18 protein-coding genes are annotated in these 18,843 nt (G+C 60.6%); 7 read left to right on the forward strand and 11 right to left on the reverse strand.

Going from position 1 to position 18,843, the window contains the following annotated elements; genetic code table 11:
- Window positions 1–67: 67 nt before the first annotated feature.
- From EFD56_RS25665 to EFD56_RS25685, 5 genes are read right to left on the reverse strand one after another with little or no spacing between them, the layout of a single operon-like run.
- Window positions 68–1,180, reverse strand: a complete 1,113-nt coding sequence (locus EFD56_RS25665; protein WP_037140897.1) for an ABC transporter permease — start codon at window positions 1,178–1,180, stop codon at window positions 68–70.
- Window position 1,181: 1 nt separating this feature from the next.
- Window positions 1,182–2,309, reverse strand: a complete 1,128-nt coding sequence (locus EFD56_RS25670; RefSeq protein ID WP_126906642.1) for an ABC transporter permease — start codon at window positions 2,307–2,309, stop codon at window positions 1,182–1,184.
- Complete coding sequence (locus EFD56_RS25675; RefSeq protein WP_126906643.1) at window positions 2,306–4,051, reverse strand: ATP-binding cassette domain-containing protein; 1,746 nt, start codon at window positions 4,049–4,051, stop codon at window positions 2,306–2,308. The genes EFD56_RS25670 and EFD56_RS25675 overlap by 4 nt, the downstream gene beginning before the upstream one ends.
- Window positions 4,048–5,061 (reverse strand): secretion protein HlyD, encoded by a 1,014-nt coding sequence (hlyD, locus tag EFD56_RS25680; protein ID WP_037116615.1) that lies wholly within the window; start codon window positions 5,059–5,061, stop codon window positions 4,048–4,050. Before hlyD ends, EFD56_RS25675 begins: the two co-directional genes overlap by 4 nt.
- Window positions 5,058–5,759: a CerR family C-terminal domain-containing protein gene (locus tag EFD56_RS25685; RefSeq protein WP_126906644.1), complete on the reverse strand. Its 702-nt coding sequence runs from the start codon at window positions 5,757–5,759 to the stop codon at window positions 5,058–5,060. Before EFD56_RS25685 ends, hlyD begins: the two co-directional genes overlap by 4 nt.
- Before the next feature lie 773 nt (window positions 5,760–6,532).
- Here EFD56_RS25685 and EFD56_RS25695 point away from each other — a divergent pair.
- Window positions 6,533–6,847: a hypothetical protein gene (locus EFD56_RS25695; RefSeq protein ID WP_004676406.1), complete on the forward strand. Its 315-nt coding sequence runs from the start codon at window positions 6,533–6,535 to the stop codon at window positions 6,845–6,847.
- 30 nt (window positions 6,848–6,877) lie between these two features.
- On the opposite strand, the gene EFD56_RS25700 is transcribed toward EFD56_RS25695, so the two are convergent.
- Window positions 6,878–7,894 carry an NAD-dependent epimerase/dehydratase family protein gene (locus EFD56_RS25700; protein ID WP_126906645.1) on the reverse strand — a complete coding sequence of 339 codons (1,017 nt, stop codon included), beginning with the start codon at window positions 7,892–7,894 and terminating at the stop codon, window positions 6,878–6,880.
- A gap of 272 nt (window positions 7,895–8,166) precedes the next feature.
- On the opposite strand from EFD56_RS25700, the gene EFD56_RS25705 reads away from it, so the two are divergent.
- Window positions 8,167–9,117: an endonuclease/exonuclease/phosphatase family protein gene (locus EFD56_RS25705; protein WP_126906646.1), complete on the forward strand. Its 951-nt coding sequence runs from the start codon at window positions 8,167–8,169 to the stop codon at window positions 9,115–9,117.
- 12 nt (window positions 9,118–9,129) lie between these two features.
- Here the strand turns inward: EFD56_RS25705 and EFD56_RS25710 are convergent, their stop codons facing one another.
- The 3 genes from EFD56_RS25710 to EFD56_RS32965 all read right to left on the reverse strand — a co-directional run bounded on the left by EFD56_RS25710 (window position 9,130) and on the right by EFD56_RS32965 (window position 12,463).
- Window positions 9,130–9,435, reverse strand: a complete 306-nt coding sequence (locus EFD56_RS25710) for a hypothetical protein (protein WP_037140878.1) — start codon at window positions 9,433–9,435, stop codon at window positions 9,130–9,132.
- A gap of 133 nt (window positions 9,436–9,568) precedes the next feature.
- Entirely contained in the window at window positions 9,569–10,996 is a 1,428-nt protein-coding gene (locus EFD56_RS32960; protein WP_064818833.1) for a mannose-1-phosphate guanylyltransferase/mannose-6-phosphate isomerase, read from the reverse strand.
- A gap of 39 nt (window positions 10,997–11,035) precedes the next feature.
- Window positions 11,036–12,463: a phosphomannomutase gene (locus tag EFD56_RS32965; protein WP_183819969.1), complete on the reverse strand. Its 1,428-nt coding sequence runs from the start codon at window positions 12,461–12,463 to the stop codon at window positions 11,036–11,038.
- A gap of 228 nt (window positions 12,464–12,691) precedes the next feature.
- On the opposite strand from EFD56_RS32965, the gene ung reads away from it, so the two are divergent.
- From ung to EFD56_RS25730, 3 genes are all read left to right on the forward strand, one after another.
- Window positions 12,692–13,393 (forward strand): uracil-DNA glycosylase, encoded by a 702-nt coding sequence (ung, locus tag EFD56_RS25720; RefSeq protein WP_126906647.1) that lies wholly within the window; start codon window positions 12,692–12,694, stop codon window positions 13,391–13,393.
- Window positions 13,394–13,528: 135 nt separating this feature from the next.
- On the forward strand, window positions 13,529–14,461 hold the full coding sequence (locus EFD56_RS25725) for a VOC family protein (RefSeq protein ID WP_126906686.1): 933 nt from the start codon (window positions 13,529–13,531) through the stop codon (window positions 14,459–14,461).
- Window positions 14,462–14,471: 10 nt separating this feature from the next.
- Window positions 14,472–15,077, forward strand: coding sequence for an alpha/beta hydrolase (locus EFD56_RS25730; protein ID WP_126906648.1), 606 nt, complete (start codon window positions 14,472–14,474; stop codon window positions 15,075–15,077).
- 315 nt (window positions 15,078–15,392) lie between these two features.
- On the opposite strand, the gene EFD56_RS25735 is transcribed toward EFD56_RS25730, so the two are convergent.
- A complete protein-coding gene (locus tag EFD56_RS25735; RefSeq protein ID WP_012484916.1) occupies window positions 15,393–15,635 on the reverse strand; it encodes a KTSC domain-containing protein in 243 nt (80 codons plus the stop codon).
- Between the two features lie 294 nt (window positions 15,636–15,929).
- On the opposite strand from EFD56_RS25735, the gene EFD56_RS25745 reads away from it, so the two are divergent.
- Entirely contained in the window at window positions 15,930–16,295 is a 366-nt protein-coding gene (locus EFD56_RS25745; protein ID WP_126906687.1) for a hypothetical protein, read from the forward strand.
- A 72-nt stretch (window positions 16,296–16,367) separates the two neighbouring features.
- Window positions 16,368–17,159, forward strand: coding sequence for a metallophosphoesterase (locus EFD56_RS25750; protein WP_037116596.1), 792 nt, complete (start codon window positions 16,368–16,370; stop codon window positions 17,157–17,159).
- Between the two features lie 173 nt (window positions 17,160–17,332).
- On the opposite strand, the gene EFD56_RS25755 is transcribed toward EFD56_RS25750, so the two are convergent.
- Window positions 17,333–18,661: a UDP-glucose dehydrogenase family protein gene (locus EFD56_RS25755; protein ID WP_041683749.1), complete on the reverse strand. Its 1,329-nt coding sequence runs from the start codon at window positions 18,659–18,661 to the stop codon at window positions 17,333–17,335.
- Window positions 18,662–18,843 lie beyond the last annotated feature (182 nt).

The following is an 18,843-nucleotide window of genomic DNA, read 5'->3' on the forward strand; positions in this document are numbered from 1 at the left end:
CGATGTTCCGGCAGGAGATTCACGCTTTGGAAGCCCGGTTCACATTCTGTGAGGCGGCCGAAACGCCTCATTCCAGGCGACGGCGGAAGAGCCAGGCAGCGGCGCTGAGGGTGACGACGGCGATCAGTGCGAGCGGGATCGTCTGGTTTATCACCTCGCTCAAGGGAATGTCCTTGAGGAAGACGCCTTTGACGATCACCAGGAAATAACGCAGCGGATTGATGAAGGTTATCGGCTGCAGCCAGCCCGGCATGTTCTCGATCGGCGTCGCGAAGCCCGAAAGCAGCATGGCCGGCACCATGAACAGGAAGGCGCCGAGGATCGCCTGCTGTTGCGTCATCGACAGCGCCGAGATGAAGAGGCCGAGGCCGGCGACCGAGCCGAGATAGAAGACCGCACTCCCGTAAAGCAGGAAGAGCGAGCCGCGCAGCGGCACTTCGAAGAGGAAGACGGCGGCCAGGATATAGACGGTGATATGGAAGAGGCCGATCATCATCGGCGGGATCAGCTTGCCGATCAGGATCTCGTGCATGCGCAGCGGCGAGACCATCAGCTGGTCGAAAGTGCCGAGCTCGCGTTCGCGGGCAATGGAGAGAGCTGTCACGATCAGGCCGATCAGAAGCGCGATGCTGGCGATCAGGTTCGGCACCATGAACCATTGATAGGTCAGGTTCGGGTTGAACCAGTTGCGCGGCACCGATGACACCATGCCGGCGCCGGCGCGCTTGCCTGCCGGCGTTTCGGCGGCAAGGGTGCCGCTGATCTGCGAGAGGTAACCTGCAACGATCTGCGAGGCGTTGGAGCGGCGGCCGTCGAGCACCATCTGCAGGTCGGCCGGGGCTCCCGCCTCGATATTGCGCGAGAAATCCGGGCCGATCTCGACGGCCGCGATCACCGTCTGGTTATCGATCGCCACGCGGACTTCGCCCTGGTTGGCGGCGATCTCGATATGGCGGAAGGTCGGCGCGCCATCGATGCGCTCGATCAGTTCTTGGCCCCAATGGCCGCTGTCGCGGTTGAGGATCATGACGTCGACGTTACGCACCTCGAGTGTGGCGGCATAGGAAAAGACCAGAAGCTGGACGATCGGCGGGCCGATCAGGATGGCGCGGCCCTTGGGGTCGCGCAGCACGGCGAGCAGTTCCTTGACGATGAGCGCGTAGAGCCTCGTCCATCCCATCTCAGCCGATCCTCTTTCTGGTGCTGCGGGCCGCCAGCACGAACATGATGGCGCCGATCGCCAACATGACGGCGATCGCCTTTGCGAACATCGGCCAGATGTCGCCGGCGAGGAACACCGTCTGCAGGCTGGGGATCAGATAACGCGCCGGCACGATGAAGGTGATCCACTGGATCACTTGGGGCATGGAGTTGATCTCGAACAGGAAGCCCGAGAGCAGGAAGGCCGGCAGGAAGGCGGAGATCAGCGCCAGCTGCGAGGCGAGGAACTGGTTCTTGGTCGCCGTCGAGATTAAAAGCCCCTGGCCGAGAGCCGGGATCAGGAAAGCGGCCGAAAGCGCGTATAGCGCGGCGACGGAGCCGCGGAACGGCACGCCGAAGAGAAAGACCGCAAGCAGCACGCAGAGTGTCATCGAGGTGAGGCCGAGCAGGAAATAGGGCAGGATCTTGCCGGCGAGCAGTTCGACCGCCGTCACCGGCGTCGCCATCAACGCCTCCATCGTGCCGCGCTCCCATTCGCGGGCGACGACGAGCGAGGTCAGAAGCGTGCCGACCAGCGTCATGACGATGGCGATCGAACCGGGCACGAGAAAATTGCGGCTGGTGAGCTCCGGATTGAACCAGAAGCGCTGCTCGACCGAGATGGCGGGACTATGGGAGGCGACGTCCGCCTGCCGCTGCTGCTCCCAGTTGGCGACGGCGCCCTGCGCATAATTCTGGACGAAGTTTGCCGTGTTCGGGTCGGAGCCGTCGACGGTCACCTGGATGGCGGGATGGTTGCCGGCGGTGTAATCCGTCGTGAAATTGGCCGGGATCACGACGATGCCGCGCACCTTGCCGAGCACGAGATCTTCTTCGAAGAGGCGCCGGTCGCGGCCGACAGCCACATCGAAATAGCGTGACGCCTGGAAGCTCGCCGCGAGATCCTGCGTCAGCGGCGTCATCTCCTCGATCACGAGGCCGATGCGGGTGCGGGTGGTATCGAGCGAGACGCCGTAGCCGAAGAGGAAGAGCAGGATCAGCGGCAGCACGAAGGCGATAAGGATGCTGCTCGGATCACGGATCGCCTGAAAGCTCTCCTTGCGAACCAGGGCAAAAAGACGCCGAAGCCGGCCGGAGGAGGCGCTCATGCCGCATCCTCCGCTTCCGATTGCTGGACGAGCGCAATGAAGGCGTCTTCCATCGTCGGGTCCGGCTGCTCCTTGGTCGCGACGCGGGCCTTCAATTCATCGGGGGAGCCGAGTGCGATCGAGCGGCCGCGGTAGATCAGCGAAATGCGGTCGCAATATTCCGCCTCGTCCATGAAATGGGTGGTGACGAGCACGGTAACGCCCTTTTCCACCAATCCGTTGATGTGCGTCCAGAACTCGCGCCGGGTGATCGGATCGACGCCGGAGGTCGGTTCGTCCAGGAAGAGGGCGCGCGGCTCGTGCATGACGGCGCAGGCGAGCGCCAGGCGCTGCTTGAGGCCGAGCGGCAGGTCCTTGGCGGGCTCGCGAGCGTGGCGGTCGAAATCGAAGATATCGGCCATCAGTTGGATGCGTTCGCGCTTGCGCGACCCGCGAAGGCCATAGACGCCGGCGAAGAATTCGAGGTTCTGCGTGACCGTCAGATCGCTATAGAGCGAGAATTTCTGCGCCATGTAGCCGAGCTGGTTGCGGGCTTTTCCGGCATCGCGACGAAGATCGAAACCGGCGACGCGGCCTTCGCCGCCAGTCGGCTTCAACAGGCCGCAGAGCATTTTGAAGGTGGTGGATTTGCCGGCACCGTTCGGGCCGAGCAGGCCGAAGATCTCGCCGCGGCGGATATCGAAGCTGATATCGTCGGCGGCGGTGAAATCGCCGAAGCGCTTGGTCAGACCCCTGGCCTCGATCACCGGCCGGTCGCCCTCGGCCGTGAGCGGCGCTTGCGCCTCGGCGAGCCGGGAGCGACCGCCGGGGCCGCCGCCCAGCATATCGACGAAAGCATCTTCGAAGCGGGGCGGGGCAGGGGCAAGCGATGCGCCGTCGCCGGCCTTGTCGATATCGGGCTTCTTGTCCTTGGCCGCCACCAGGCGGATCGCCTCGCCCTGGATCACGCCGTCGACGACGCCATCGGCCTGCAGCAATTCGGCAAGCACCTGCCGCCGGCGTCCCGTGACGCCCGAGACCCTGAAGACCCGGTTGTCGACGCGTTCGGTCATCTCCATCGGTTTTCCCGAGAAGAGCAGCTTTCCCTGGTTCAAGAGCAGCACATGGTCGCAGGCTTCCGCTTCGTCCAGATAAGCGGTCGACCAGAGAACGCCGATGCCTTCTTTCGTCAGGTTCTCGACCATTTTCCAGAGGTCGCGGCGCGAGATCGGGTCGACGCCGACGCCCGGCTCGTCGAGCAGCAGCAGGCGCGGCTTTTTCAGAAGCGCGCAGGCAAGGCCGAGCTTCTGCTTCATGCCGCCGGAGAGTTTGCCGGCCAGCCGGCCGGTGAAGCGTTTGAGGTCGGTGAAGGTTAGCAACTCGTCGAAGGCGCCCGCCCGCTCGCTCTTCGGCAGGCCGCGCAAATCGGCATAGAGATCGAGATTCTCCTGCACCGAGAGGTCTTCATAGAGGCCGAAGCGCTGCGGCATGTAGCCGATCGCCGCCTGGATGCCGGCGGCATTCTTCCTGGTATCGAAGCCGAGAACCTCCACCGTGCCCGCATCCGACAGCATCAGGCCTGTCATCAGGCGGATTAGCGTCGTCTTGCCGGCGCCGTCAGGGCCGACCAGGCCAGTGATCGCGCCGCCGGCGATTGTGCCGGAAACAGCATCGAGCGCAGGGGGAGCGTCGCCGAAGCATTTGGTGACGGCGTCGATCCGGACGAGCGGCTTGTCGTCCCAACCTGTCTGGGGGGCGGTCATCGCCCGCCTGCCGCAGGCGTGGAAAGGCGGACGGTGACCGGCATGCCCTGGCGCAGATCCGGGCCGGGCTTGTCGATGACGATCCTCAGGCGGTAGACGAGATCGGTCCTGAGTTCCGGCGTCTCCACCGATTTCGGGGTGAACTCGGCGACCGGCGAGATGAAGCCGATCGTGCCCTCATAAGGTTTGTCGGGCGCCGTATCGGAGGCAACGGAAACCTTCATGCCGGGATGGAGGCGGCCGAGATCGGGCTCGGCGACGTAGCTGCGCACCCAGACCGGCTCGGTCAGGGAGAGGACGAAGACGGTATCGGCCGGTGAGACGATCGCGCCATTTTCCCGCACACGCGAGAGGATGACGCCGTCGTTCGGGGCGTGAAGCTCGGTATCGGCAAGCGAGGTGTGGGCCGAGGCCAGTGTCGCCTCGGCTGCCTTCAGCTGCGCGTCGGCGGCGGCGATATCCTCGTTGCGCGAGCCTTCCTGCAACAGCTTCAGCGCTTCCCTGGCCGACTGTGAGCGGGCGGCGGCCATCGCCTTTGCGGCGGTCGCCTGATCGAGGCTCGCCTCGGAAATGGTGCCCTGCGGGCGAAGCTGGCGGGCGCGGTCATAGGCGAGGTTGGCATTCTGCAGATCGGCGAGGCTTTCATCATAGGCGGCGCGCGCCTGGGCAATCTCGGTCGGCCGCGGGCCTGCCTTCAGCTTGTCGAGCGTGGCCCGAAGTGCGGCCGCATTGGCGTCGGCCGACCGGACGGCAAGTTCATTGGGGGTGGCGTCGAGCTTCGCCAGGACCGCCCCGCTTTTGACGACGTCGCCCTCGTCGACGCGGAGTTCGGAGAGACGTCCGCTGACACGGAAGCCGAGCGATACCTGGCGGATGTCGACATTGCCGTAGAGCACGAATTCACGGCGGGTCTCGGGGAGCCAGCCGAACTTTTCCGGCAGGCCGTACCACCAGGCGGCGGCGCCTGCTGCGATGAGGAAAATGATGGCCAGCGGAAGAATGCGCTTCATGCCGCACCTCCTTTCGACTGGCCGATGACGTCGACCAGCTCGGCGGCAAGCCCGCGCAAGATTTGCACCTGCTCCGGGCCGACCACCTCCCATTCCATCTGGGCAAGCACGGCAGCATGAGTGACGCGAAAGACGAGGATGCTGCCGAGAAGGCTGAAGGTGCGCAGGCGCACATGTTCCGAACCGGGGTCCTCTCCAAGGATGGCGGCGATCAGCCGCCGGCCGATCTCGATCATCGGCCGCATGATGCCTTGGTAGACCCTCGTGAAGGCTTCTGTCGGCTCCATCTGCTCGCGGATCAGAAAGCGTGCCCAGGATTCGGATTCCTTGCCGACGAAAAGCGTCACCATGGTCTGGAGAACGTCCGTCAGAAAGCGCCGGGCCTCGGCTTCGCCAAGCGCCTTGCCTGCGGCATCCAGGGCCAGCAGATGCGCGCCGATGCGCGCCCTCATGTCGCCGACATGGGTGTCGATGCGGGCCATCAGATATTCGGCGGTGGCGATGTAGAGGCCTTCCTTGCTGCCGAAATAATAGGGGATAGCTTGCAGGTTGACGCCGGCCGCCTCGGTCAGCTGACGGGTCGATGCGCCGTCGAAGCCATAGCGGCCAAAGACGTCGAGGGCGGCGGAAAGCATCTTCTGGCGCGCGACATCGGCGCGTGCCGAGGCTGGTGGTAGATTGGCCTTTTCCTTGCTCATGAAGATCGTGTAACATGGAACAGAAAATAAGTCAATCGATTGATTATTTTTGGCATGCAGGCCGTAACGTCGCGGTCCTGTGACGGGCCGATCTCGATCGATTTCCATATTCGGGGATAAGCAAAGGCAAAGAGGCGCGGGGACGGACCTCTCAGGGTTCTCGGGGTGAGAAGGGAAACCAAGCCTGTCTGGCTGCCAACAGGGAAGCGTACTATCGCTAATTTTCACGATGCTGATATGTCTGGCGTCGGCCGGTTGCAAAACAGGCGGCCACGGCTTTCCGTTGCTTGACCGGCCATGTTTTGACACAAAACCGCCTTGCTCTGTCCGTATCGCCGGTTCGATGCGTATTCAGATCTATATTATCGCGCTCCTGCTGAGCGCCATTATGTGGTCGATCTCGTTCGATGCGGCGCGAGAATCCTATCATGCTGCCCAGAGTGCGGGATTGATGCCCAATTTGCACATCAACAAGAAGCTGGATCGCATTCTCTAGACTGCGGGCCAGTGTCCACATCAATTGGCATTGCGCGCTCGGTCGAGGCGTAGCGGCCGGCGGAGGCATTTGCCATGTGCCCCGGGCGCTTCTCGGTCCTCAAATCCGAGAAAGCCGGAGAAAGTCAAATTTCGTAAAATTTGACTAGTCCGCTTAAAAACCCTGCAAATCCTGGCGTGTAGAGTGGTCTCATGAAAGCGACCGAGGCGTGGACAGAGGCGTCGATCGTTTGGAGCCGAGCGGAGAAAGCCCGCCGATCCGCCAATGGGGACCAGACATGCACAGAACACTTGCCGCCATCGCCTTGACTTTGACCGTCACTGCCGCCGCCGGGCCAGCCTTTGCCATCGGCCCCGCCAGCCTTGCACGCGACCTGATGTACACCTCTGCCATCGGCCATTCGCCCGAGGTTCCGCTGACGACACGCGCCGGGTTCGTACGGCCGGGTGTTCCCTTCGTTCTGCGCAGTCCGGCAGCGGTCGAAGCCGAAGGCTACCAGCTTAGGACCTATGCACAGAACCTGACCGACGTCGTCGACTATATGTTCTCGACGACCGTCGAGGCGGTGCAGGCGGCTGCGCTTCTCCGTTGAAGCCTATCGCGACTTCAGATCGACCTGCGGTCAGCGGTCCAGTTCGCCGCGCGCGTCGAGATACCAGTCGACGAACGCTTTGACACCGACGTCCAAGGTCGTATCCGGCTTGTATCCGGTTAGCGCGACGAGCAGGTCGGGGGCTGCGAACGTGCGCGGCACGTCGCCCTTCTGCATCGCCAGCATCAGCCGAATTGCAGGCCGCCCGAGTGTCTTTTCCACCGTCTCGACGAAATCCATCAGGCTGACCGGCTGGCCGCCGCCGATATTGACGACACGGAAGGGCGCCTGACGCGAAAGCGTTTCGACCGCTGCGTCGTCGAGGCGATTTTCCTCGCCGGGCGCAATTGCCGACAATCTGACGATCGCTTCGACGAGATCATCGATATAGGTGAAATCGCGGCTCATATTGCCTTCGCCGTAGATCTCGATCGGCTGGCCCTCCAGCATGTTCTTGGCGAATTTGAACAGCGCCATATCGGGCCGGCCCCATGGACCATAGACGGTGAAGAAGCGGAAGGCCGTGGTCGGAATCTTGTGAAGATGGGCATAGCTGTGCGCCATCAGTTCCATCGATTTCTTCGTCGCGGCGTAAATGGTCAGCGGCTCGTCGGCGCGATCGGTCTCGCGGAAGGGGACGGTGGCGTTGGCGCCATAGATCGATGATGTCGAGGCCAGCATCAGATGGCGGACTTCGACCCGCCGGGCGATTTCCATGATGTTCCACGAGCCTTCGACGTTCGAATGGATGTAGGCTTCGGGATTTTCCAGGCTGTAGCGGACGCCGGCCTGGGCGGCGAGGTGGATCAGGATGTCGGGCTTGGCCGCGAGGACAGCCGCCTCCAGCGCCGGCCGGTCCTCGAGCATTGATATGACCGGTTTGAAGGCCGGAAACTGGGAGAGGGCCGCATGGCGCATCTCCTTGAGCTTGACGTTGTAATAGGGCGTGAGGCCGTCGAAGCCCGTTACCTCATGCCCCTCCTGCAGCAGGCGCCTGGCCAGATGAAAACCGATGAAACCGGCCGTCCCTGTAATGAAGTAGCGCATTCCCACCTTTTCTTGGCCCCTGCCGACGGCGTAGAGCCGATTCCGTATCACGTGCGCCCCCCTTACAAGATAAGAAGAGGCTGAGTCGATAGGCGTTTGAGGGAGAAGACTGCAGCCTACCTGCGGGTTTTACGGGCGTCGGCGCGTTCTGCTTGGCGGATGCCATCGATACTGCTCATCTGCCAAGACGAGGGCCGATCGCCATGCTGCATTGCAACATAGCGGACGGCATGTTATGCCCGCCCAGACTTCGGCAAGCGGAATCAGGATCGATGCGAGATATAATCTATTGGATTCTCTGCGCATTTCTGACCCTTGCCGTTGCGATTGTGTCGCTGCGCTATGTCACGAACTTTTGGCTGTTGTCCTTTGTCTACAGCTTTCAGATTCATGTCGGGATCATTTTTGTTGCCGCCAGTCTCGTCATTCTGGCAGTCAAAAGGCAGATCTACGGCCTGGTTCTTCTGCTCGCCTCGCTTTTTCTCACTGCTCACGGTTTCGTCATGCTGCGCGAATTTGCACAGGATGAGCAGCGGACGGGTGCCGCGCCGCTTTTCCGTCTGATGTCGTTTAACATCGCCATCGACAACTGGAAAAACTCGACGGCCCTTGCCGACATGGTGATCGCTTCGAACGCCGATGTCGTCAATTTGCTTGAAGCCAAGCCGCTGACATTTCATCTGCAGCGATTGTTCAAGGCCTATCCCTACCATATCGGCTGCGACAACGGCAAAGATAGCTGTGATACGCTGGTCCTGTCCAAACGGCCGTTCGTGATGCGGCAGGTGGCAAGCATCGGCAGTCTCAGGAAAGACAGGCTGGTCGTATCAAGTGTCGACTTCGGCGGCCAGGCCATCAATATCGCGTCGGCGCATCTGTCGAAACCCTATTACGACGACTACCAGATGGGCGAACTCGATGACCTCGGCAAGGCCCTCGGTACGATTTCCGGCCCTCTGGTGCTGTCCGGCGACTTCAATTCGTCGGCGATCGCGCCCAGCATCCAGGGTCTTCTGCGCGGCCAGAAACTCCAGACGCTTGCACCGGAACCGGCGACATGGCCGATCGCTGCCGGCGCCTTCGGGATCGCCATCGACCACATATTCGCGCGCGCGCCGCTTCGCCTGATCTCACTCAAACGTCTCGATGACAATCTCGGCTCGAACCATTCCGGACTGATCGCCGAATTCGTTCTCGACCAGGAAACCTCACCGGCGAGGTGACGCCGGCGGCAGTCAGAATCTCGTCCGGCCGCCTTTCCGGTCGATCATCTGGAAGGTCTTGCCGTCGGTCTTCACGCTGACGCAGTCCTTCGACTTGTTGGGAAACAGAACGCAGACCTGGCCGTTGTCTATCTTGTAGCCATTCTTGTTGCCCTCGCGATATTCGTAGCCGTTGCTGCTTTCTTTCAGCTCCGACGTGCCAGGCAGGTGCTGACGAATTTCCGTCTCGCTTGCAGCGCGCATATTCGCCGTCTGGGAGAACGCCATGGCCGGCAGCATCAGTGAAAGAAATCCGACGAGGGCGGGCAGGATACGCATCAGGGGATAACTCCGGTCATGTCTGTCGGCGCCCTCATTCTACGAGAACCCCGAGAGGAAATTCAACAGCAATGCTGATCGGGACGGAATTGGCGGCGCGTTGCCTTGGGCCGCCAGCTGTTCCAGGCCAGCCTTATGTTCTTCCGAACTCGTCGACAATGCGGATGATGTCGTCCTCGCCAAGATAGGAGCCCGTCTGTACCTCGATCAGTTCGAGGACGATCTTGCCGGGGTTGGCGAGACGATGGACTTCGCCGAGCGGGATGTAGACACTTTCGTTCTCGCGCAGCATGCGCACATTCTCACCAACCGTCACTTCGGCCGTTCCCTTGACGACGACCCAGTGTTCGGAGCGGTGGTGGTGTTTTTGCAGCGAAAGCTTCTTGCCCGGCGTGACGAAGATGCGCTTCACCTGGAAGCGATCGCCGTTGAAGATCGAGGTATAGCCGCCCCAGGGGCGGTAGGACGTCGGATGCGTTTCGGTGAACTTCGCCGTCGCCGACGAGGAGGCCAGCATCTTGACCAATTGTCCGACGTTCTGGCTGTCCTTGAGCGGGCCGACGTAGACCGCGTCCTCGCTGGCGATAACGGCGACATCCTCCATGCCCTGGACGGCAAGATGCACGCCATGGGTCATGACCAGCGAATTGCGGGTGTTGACTACGGTCGTGTTCGCGGCAGCGACATTGCCGTTGTCGTCGCGTTTTCCTGATTTCCAGACGGCATCCCAGCTGCCCATGTCAGACCAGCGGAACGGCGAGGGGACGACGGCGGCCTTCGCGGTCTTTTCCATGATCGCATAGTCGATCGAGATATCCGGGCTCTTGGCGAAATGATCGGCATCGAGGCGGGTGAAATCGAGGTCGCGGCTTGCCTTGGAAACGGCCTTGCTCGCGGCTTTGAGCACCTCCGGCGCATATTCCTGCAGTTCGGCAAGAAGTTCCGTTACCGGGAACATGAAGATGCCCGAATTCCAGTAGAAGCCGCCGTCGGCGAGCATCCGCTGGGCTTCTTCCAGCGCCGGTTTCTCGACGAAGCGGCTCACCTTGTGGGCGCCGTTCTCCAGCGCGTCGCCGATCTCGATATAGCCGTAGCCCGTCGCCGGTTCGGTCGGGTTGATCCCGAAGGTGACAAGCCTGCCGTCGACAGCCGCCTCGCGGGCAATGCGGATACAGTCGAAATAGCTCTTATCGGCGAGAATCTCGTGATCCGAAGCGAGCATCTGGATGATGGCATTCTTGCCGAAAAGGTCGGCAGCCAGCGTCGCTGCGGCAGCGACCGCCGCGGCAGTATTACGGGCGACCGGTTCGAGCAGAACGGCGGCAAGCGGACGGGCGAGCTCGCGCGCCTGCTCGGCAACCAGAAAGCGGAACTCTTCATTTGTGACGATGATCGGGGCTTCATAGAGCTCGGGATCGGAAACGCGTTCGAGCGTGTCCTGAAACAGCGTCTTGTCGCCCACGAACTGGATGAATTGTTTCGGCGCGGTGGCACGGGAAAGCGGCCAGAGCCGCGTGCCTTTGCCGCCGGCCATGATCACGGGAACGATTTTCTGCGTCATAGGCGGGTTCCTTGAAATAAACGGCTTATTCGTTGCATGTTAGCGGCCGGCTGCCCAGCCTCTTATTCTGTCGAGCCCGCTGTGCAGCAGGTCGCGGGCTGCGGATTCGCTCGCTGCTTCCACGTAGCAGCGCATTTCCGGAGCATTGCCGGATGGGCGGAAATGGATGATCCGGCCATCGGTCAGTGTCACCCGCAGCCCATCGATATCGGATTTTGTCGCTACCGTGCCGATCGGCTGCAGGAAGGAGGCAAGATTTTCATCCGCGGCGCGCAGATGTTCCATCAATGCCGCGCTCGTCTCGACCGGGAAATTCTCCAGACGATCGGCGGCGGCAAAGGGCAGCTTATAAGAGGCGGCAACCGCAGAAAGCGGTTGCCTGCGAGCGGCCGCGACCGACAGGACTGCCAGCATCGGAATACAACAATCACGCGTCGGCAGGGCGCGCAGGTTCCGGCCATTGACATCGAAGGTGGTTGCCGTCAGCAAGCCGCCATTGGCTTCAAAGCCCATAACGTTATCCTCGCCGGCTGCCACTGCCTCATCCATGCCCGAAATGACGAAGGGCGAACCGACACGCGTGCGCCTGACGGCGAAAGTGCCGGCTGCCTCGATGCCGGAATTGGAGGTCACCGGCGTCACCACCGTGCGGGCCTGCAGGAAGTTGGCGGCGACAAGGCCGAGAAGGTCGCCGCGCAAGGGTGTGCCGGTTTCATCCGCGACCAGAGGGCGGTCGCCGTCGCCGTCGGTCGAAACGATTGCATCGAGGTTGTGCTCGACGACCCAGCGCCTCATCAGCGCGATCGTCTCATCGGAAACGGCTTCGGTGTCGACCGGGATGAAACTTTCCGAACGGCCGAGGGCGATGAGCTCGGCACCGTAGTGGGCGAGGACGTCGATCAGGAAATCGCGAGCGACCGTGCTGTGCTGGTAGACGCCGATCTTCAGCCCGGACAGCGCGCCTTGCGGAAGCAGGGCCGTATTGCGTTCGAAAAACAGCTGCCGGCAGATTGCCTCATGGTCTTCGATCTTGGCCGGCGGCGCCTCGATCAGCGCTTGGCCGTTTCGTTCGATCTCGGCTGCCTGTGCGGTGATCGCCGCCTCGTCCGATTTGTCGATCTCGCCATCCGGGCGATAGAATTTGATGCCGTTGCGGTCTGCCGGGATATGCGAGCCCGTGACCATCAGGCAGGCGGCCTTGCTTTCGAGGCCATAAAGGGCCAGCGCCGGCGTCGGCACATTGCCGCAGTCGAAGACACGGAAGCCGAGTGCCGTCAGCGCACCGGCACAGTTCGCCGAGATTTCAGGGCTTGAATCGCGAAAGTCGCGTCCGATCAGAATGACGTCGCCGGCCCGTGCTTTGCCGGTCTCCAGCAGATATTTGCCGAACGCGGTGGCGTAGAGGGCGGAGGCGCGTCCCTTGAGGTCGACGGAAAGTCCACGAAGGCCGCTCGTGCCAAATTTCATGTGAAGACAAGCTCCGATTGTCATGACCAAAGTTCTACTCAGCCCGCCAGCCGGCGTAAATACCGAAGCAGGCTTATAGTTAAACACGGAAGGTGAAGCCACCAACAAGGTTGCGCCCACTCGCCAGGTTTCGAGGGGCCGCCGCGAGACCGACAGCCATTGCGGCATCAGGCCATTTTGTTAGAACCGTATATATCCATTGTTTTGTCCTATATCGAGGGTTTGCCGATGAGCGATACATCCGTCAGTCTCGAGGAGAGCTGGAAGTCCGCCCTCGAGGGGGAGTTCTCAAGTCCCTACATGCAGCAGCTCAAATCCTTCCTGGTCGCGCAGAAGCAGGTGGGAAAACGGATATTTCCCAAAGGCAGCGAATATTTCCGTGCTCTTGACCTGACACCGATTGCCAACGTCAAGGCCGTGATCCTCGGCCAGGATCCCTATCATGGGCTAGGGCAGGCGCATGGATTATGTTTCAGCGTCCGGCCCGGCGTGCGCATACCGCCCTCGCTCGTCAATATCTACAAGGAGATGGAGGCCGATCTTGGTATAGTGCCGGCGCGTCACGGTTTTCTCGAGCATTGGGCGCGGCAGGGCGTGCTGCTGCTGAACAGCGTGCTGACAGTCGAGGAAGGGCAGGCGGCGGCCCATCAGGGCAAGGGTTGGGAACGCTTCACCGATGCCGTCATTCGCAAGGTCAACGACGAATGCGAATCCGCCGTCTTCATGCTCTGGGGTTCTTATGCCCAACGCAAGGCCGCTTTTGTCGATACGGCGCGGCATATGGTGCTCAAAGCGCCGCATCCGTCGCCGCTTTCAGCCCATAATGGTTTTTTTGGCTGCAAGCATTTTTCCAAGGCGAATGCCTTCCTGCAGTCCCGCGGGCGGACGCCGATCGACTGGCAGTTGCCGGTCGATCCTCACGGCTCTTAAATTGAACGCAAGTGGATCAGCGTTCACAAAAAGGAGACAATGCGTTTTGGTCTCAACGTCTATTCCGAAGGCCTAACCGAGCGCATTTATGATCCATCGAAAGCCCGCAAGCGGCGGGCGAGAAAGGGGTCTCACATGCTCGATCAGATCAAGGGTCTGCACCACGTCACGTCGATGGCGGAGGACGCCCGCACCAACAATCGGTTCTTTACCCATGCGCTTGGCCTTCGCCGGGTCAAGAAGACTGTGAATTTCGACGCCCCGGATGTCTATCATCTCTATTATGGTGACGAGACGGGTGCGCCAGGCACGATCATGACCTATTTCCCGTTTCCGAAGATGGCGCAGGGCCGGCCTGGCACCGGCGAGGTCGGTACGACGGTGTTTTCCGTTCCGCAAGGCTCGCTCGGCTTCTGGAACGATCGCTTTGCCGCACTCGGCGTCGGCGGCTTGAAGAGCGATGAAAGCTTCGGCGAAAAGCGCCTGAACTTCGCCGGTCCCGACGGTGACGGCTTCGCGCTCGTCGAAGTCAAGGACGATGGCCGCCAGCCGTGGACGCATGGCGGCATCAGCGAGGATCATGCCATTCGCGGCTTCCACTCCGTCGCGATGCGGCTGAGGGATGAGGGCGCTACGGCCGAACTGCTGAAGTTCATGGGCTATGAAGTCGCCGAGGAAAAGGATGGGGTCAAACGGCTGATCAAGCCTGACGGCAACGGCGCGCATCTCATCGACCTTGAGACCATGCCGAGCATTGCCCGCGCGCTTCCCGGCGCCGGCTCTGTCCACCATGTCGCGTTTGCGGTTGAAAACCGTGAAAAGCAGCTCGAAGTGCGCAAGGCGCTGATGGACACCGGCTATCAGGTGACACCGGTGATCGACCGAGATTATTTCTGGGCGATCTATTTCCGTACGCCAGGTGGCGTTCTGTTCGAGGTCGCGACCAATGAACCCGGCTTCAACCGCGACGAGGATACGGCCCATCTCGGTGAGGCCTTGAAGCTGCCGCAGCAGCACGCCCATCTTCGGGCGCTGCTCGAGCAGCATCTGCAGCCGCTCGAGGCGTAAGGAGAGGGGCATGACCGAAACTGGATATGTGCACCGGCTGCATGCCGGCGCACCTGGCAAACCAATTCTGATCGTGTTGCACGGCACCGGCGGCGACGAAAACCAGCTCTTTGATTTCGGCCGCCAGCTGCTGCCGGAAGCAACGGTTCTTGCTCCGCGCGGCGATGTTTCCGAACATGGCGCTGCGCGGTTCTTCCGGCGCAGCGGTGAGGGGGTCTACGACATGGCCGACCTTTCACGGGCGACGGAGAAGATGGCGGCCTATGTCAAGGCAGCCGCTGACGAGCATCAGTCTTCCCGAATTCTCGGCCTGGGCTTTTCGAATGGTGCCAATATTCTTGCCAATGTGCTGATCGAGAAGGGTATCTTCGACCTGGCGGTTCTGATGCACCCACTCATTCCGTTTCAACCGGAAGCCAGCTCGACATTGGCGGGAAGGAAGGTGCTGGTGACGGCCGGGCGGCGGGATCCGATCGCTCCGGTGGCCTTAACCGAAGCATTGTCGCAACACCTCAAAGGCCGCGGCGCCGAGATCGGCACGGTCTGGCATCCCGGTGGCCATGAGATCGCGCCGCTCGAGATCGATGCAGTTCGCGATCTCTTCAGCGGTTATTGATCGATTGCGCCGTTAATCGGAGACAGCCGAATTGCGGGGCCGGCGAAAACCGGTCCCGCATCGCTCAAACGACGATTTGGCATCGCCAATCGAGATGCCACCAAAAGTGCTCTATCTCTTTGGGATTCGCGGAAAGGACGCTGCAGCACTTTCAATGCCCGCAGCGTGCCCTCCGAAATGCGCTTCCGATTTTCGGGGCGATGCTGGAGCATAATGCCAAAAAGTGTGAGCGGTTTTCCCACGACATCATGCTCTTACTCTTCAATTTAGAACAGGATTCAGATTTAGGCCGACTGGGCCTAAATCGTCCATGTTCTAGGGACGAGGAGGATATTTGCCCCTGATTGCCTTCATATAAAAATTCCCCGGTGACTCCGCCATCGTCAAGCCGACGACGACACCTTTGGGAACGCCTTCATATTCTCGCCTCTGACCGTTGGTCAGATAGACCCGTAGATGCCGGCTGTCTTCGTCGTAGGTAATCGCCTCGATAAGTTTCGAATCAACCGCAGTTTCCACTTTGCACCCCGCAGTTTTGGACCTGAGATTCTTGATCAAGAATGTTATTCGCGCTCGCAACGCGCCATCTTTATGCTGTGTCGCAAGGTCGTCAAGCATGATCTGCTTTAACGTTCATTTTTTCCGGGAGGCTCTCGTTTTGGTTGATTTATACAGCTTTTTCGAAGACCTTGCCTGTGGAAAATTGACAGTCCCCCAGTTCTTCCAAGCGCAGAAATATTGAGCGATGCAGCTAAATTTTGCAGGATAGGATAGATAAGGACAAGATTAACCAAGCGTTAACTGACATATATTAAATCACTGAGAAATATTAATCGAAACATCTTCTTGATTATGGATCAATACGAAGCGCTGTTGTTCGCGGCAGCCATTCTGCCATGCCCGGCAAGCGGCCTGGGGACGCCTAACCACGTGCCGCCGGCAGCCGATCGGCAGATGCGATTCCTTACATTCTCGTCGGTCCATCGCGGCGCGAAAATCGTTCGAGCGCTTGGCGCCCAGATGGTGAACATCCAGGAGACGCTTGCGCTTTCGAGCGGGTGCGACAAGGATGAACGGTTTCCGGCCGCGCCCAGCCGTGCGAAGCTGGCGTGGGCGGTTCAGCACGATGGCGATAGGTTCGTCGTTTTGAATGTGGCAATAGGTTCAGGCTACAATGTCGACGCGGTCGTGATCAGGCCAACTTCTTATGAACACTAAGCTTCGTGCCGTTGCGCGATGGGTGAGAACTGGATCAGTTCCGACAGCCCGTCACGCGGCCGGGTCTCACAAATGGGTTACATGTTCAACTATCTCGTCCCGTGGCGACAACAGATACCGATATTGACTGGCAGCCATCAGAAGCGCGCTCGGCTGACATTTGCCGAGGGCGATTTCGCCGCGGTCTATGCGATGAGCGACGTCCACGGATGTTATAGCGAGCTCGTCGATGCGCATCGCCGCATCGAAGCGGATGCCGAGCGCATTCAGGGACCGAAACTCATTCTCCTGCTCGGCGATTATGTCGATCGCGGACCGGATTCGAGCGCAGTGCTGGAGTTCCTGAGCAAGCCGCCGCCGCCGGGATTTCAGCGTCTCGCTCTGTGTGGCAATCACGATGCCGAGCTGGTGAAGCTCTATCGCAAACCGACGCGCATTCTTGAATGGCTTGGTTTTGCCGGGACGGAGACGCTGAATTCATACGGCATCGACATCGAGCATCTGCTGCAATCGGCGGCTGGAAGCGATATGATCGCCCGCGTCATCCACAACATGATACCGGAGCGGCATATCCAATTCCTGGAATCGCTGCCGATCATGCTGCGGATGGGAAGGGTCGTCTTTGTCCATGCGGGCATCAGACCCGGCATCGATCTCAAGAAACAGAAGGACAGCGACCTTATGTGGATCCGCCAGCCCTTTCTGGACGAAGGACCGCAGCTTCCTGTCCTTGTGATTCATGGGCACACCCCGGCGCGAATCCCGACCTTCGGTCCGCAACGTATCGGTATCGATACCGCGGTTTCGGCAACGGGCCGCCTGACCGTGCTAACGATCAAAGGGACGCGCGTCGGAATCCTGTAGACATGAGAGCATGGTGTCGTGCGATACGTGCTTGCGGTGTTTGACGACGCGCTGTTGCTGCTTTTTCACCCATGTCGTTCGGAGCTACGGCAAGCCTCCGCACGGCATGCATTAAAAAACGCCGCGGGATTTAAATTCCGCGGCGTCAGGATGTTGCACCTCAGTAGACTTTATCAGGAGTTGGTCGTTTCCTGGAAGAGATTGGTGCCGATACCGGTATAGGTAAAGCCGTGTTTGCGGATTTCGTCGCTGCGGTAGATATTGCGCAGGTCGACCAGGACCGGAGCCCGCATCGACTGCTTCAGGCGATTGAAATCGAGTGCACGGAACTGGTTCCATTCGGTGACGATGACCAGCGCGTCCGCGCCAGCGGCTGCTTCATAGGGACCGCTCGCATATTCGATATTCTCGATGACCTTGCGGGCGTTCTCCATGCCTTCGGGATCGTAGCCGACCACCTGGGCTCCATTGTCCTGCAGGGTCTGGATGATGGCTATGGCCGGGCTGTCGCGCATGTCGTCGGTGTTCGGCTTGAAGGTCAGGCCGAGAATCGCGATCTTCTTGCCGCGAATGTCGCCGCCGACCGCCGAAATCACCTTGCGTCCCATCGCCCGCTTGCGGTTGTCGTTGATCGAGATCGTCGTTTCGATAAGACGGACCGGTGCGTCGAAATCCTGGGCGGTCTTGGCGAGGGCCAGCGTATCCTTGGGGAAGCACGAGCCGCCGTAACCGGGGCCGGCGTGCAGGAACTTGCCGCCGATACGGCCGTCGAGACCGATGCCGCGCGAAACGTCCTGGACATTCGCATCAACCCGCTCGCAGAGATCGGCGATCTCGTTGATGAAGGTGATCTTCATCGCCAGGAAGGCGTTGGCAGCATACTTGATCAGTTCGGAGGTGCGGCGGGACGTGAAGACCAGCGGCGCCTGGTTGAGATAAAGCGGCCGATAGACTTCGGTCATGGCTTCGCGCGCCCGGTCGTCGTTCAGGCCGACGACGATGCGGTCGGGACGCTTGAAATCTTCGATCGCCGCGCCCTCGCGGAGAAACTCGGGATTGGAAACGACAGCGACATCGGCTGTGGGATTGGTTTCGCGGATGATGCGCTCAACCTCATCCCCGGTGCCAACCGGCACCGTCGACTTGGTGACGACGACGGTGAAGCCTTCCACGTAGGTTGCGATCTCGCGTGCAGCCGCATAAACATAGGAGAGATCGGCATGGCCGTCGCCGCGCCGGGAGGGCGTACCGACCGCGATGAACACGACGTCGGCGCCGCGAACGCTTTCGCCGACATCCGTCGAAAAGGACAGGCGGCCGGTGCTGGTGTTTTCGGCGACCAATTGATCGAGACCTGGCTCGTAAATCGGAATGCGGCCTTCGCGAAGGGCCTCGATCTTACTCAGATCCTTGTCGACGCAGATGACGTCGTGGCCGAAATCCGCAAAGCAAACGCCTGAAACGAGGCCGACATAGCCTGATCCAATCATTGTGATGCGCATATTTCCCTCAAATCATTAGAGTAGAACGTCATGCTGCGTCGCAGCATGGGCCCCGTCATACTTAATCTGGCCGAAAAGACAACATCGAAGATCGCCTTTGTGGCCCATATCGGAATTCCAACTCGGGGCACAGCGACCCGCGTCAGCTGCCCTGTCGACAGCAAAAACATAGGTTTGTGTGG

The organism is Rhizobium phaseoli, assembly GCF_003985125.1.
In the GTDB taxonomy this organism is placed as follows: Bacteria; Pseudomonadota; Alphaproteobacteria; order Rhizobiales; family Rhizobiaceae; genus Rhizobium; species Rhizobium phaseoli.

Coding starts and splice junctions, on each gene's coding strand:
- EFD56_RS25755 (WP_041683749.1), bottom strand. CDS start 18,661: ATGCGCATCACAATGATTGGATCAGGCTATGTCGGCCTCGTTTCAGGC.
- EFD56_RS25705 (WP_126906646.1), top strand. CDS start 8,167: ATGCGAGATATAATCTATTGGATTCTCTGCGCATTTCTGACCCTTGCC.
- EFD56_RS25745 (WP_126906687.1), top strand. CDS start 15,930: ATGGATCAATACGAAGCGCTGTTGTTCGCGGCAGCCATTCTGCCATGC.
- EFD56_RS25695 (WP_004676406.1), top strand. CDS start 6,533: ATGCACAGAACACTTGCCGCCATCGCCTTGACTTTGACCGTCACTGCC.
- EFD56_RS25750 (WP_037116596.1), top strand. CDS start 16,368: ATGGGTTACATGTTCAACTATCTCGTCCCGTGGCGACAACAGATACCG.
- EFD56_RS25730 (WP_126906648.1), top strand. CDS start 14,472: ATGACCGAAACTGGATATGTGCACCGGCTGCATGCCGGCGCACCTGGC.
- hlyD (WP_037116615.1), bottom strand. CDS start 5,061: ATGAAGCGCATTCTTCCGCTGGCCATCATTTTCCTCATCGCAGCAGGC.
- EFD56_RS25685 (WP_126906644.1), bottom strand. CDS start 5,759: ATGAGCAAGGAAAAGGCCAATCTACCACCAGCCTCGGCACGCGCCGAT.
- EFD56_RS25665 (WP_037140897.1), bottom strand. CDS start 1,180: ATGGGATGGACGAGGCTCTACGCGCTCATCGTCAAGGAACTGCTCGCC.
- EFD56_RS32965 (WP_183819969.1), bottom strand. CDS start 12,463: ATGAAATTTGGCACGAGCGGCCTTCGTGGACTTTCCGTCGACCTCAAG.
- EFD56_RS25670 (WP_126906642.1), bottom strand. CDS start 2,309: ATGAGCGCCTCCTCCGGCCGGCTTCGGCGTCTTTTTGCCCTGGTTCGC.
- EFD56_RS25700 (WP_126906645.1), bottom strand. CDS start 7,894: ATGCGCTACTTCATTACAGGGACGGCCGGTTTCATCGGTTTTCATCTG.
- EFD56_RS32960 (WP_064818833.1), bottom strand. CDS start 10,996: ATGACGCAGAAAATCGTTCCCGTGATCATGGCCGGCGGCAAAGGCACG.
- EFD56_RS25675 (WP_126906643.1), bottom strand. CDS start 4,051: ATGACCGCCCCCCAGACAGGTTGGGACGACAAGCCGCTCGTCCGGATC.
- EFD56_RS25725 (WP_126906686.1), top strand. CDS start 13,529: ATGCTCGATCAGATCAAGGGTCTGCACCACGTCACGTCGATGGCGGAG.
- EFD56_RS25710 (WP_037140878.1), bottom strand. CDS start 9,435: ATGCGTATCCTGCCCGCCCTCGTCGGATTTCTTTCACTGATGCTGCCG.
- ung (WP_126906647.1), top strand. CDS start 12,692: ATGAGCGATACATCCGTCAGTCTCGAGGAGAGCTGGAAGTCCGCCCTC.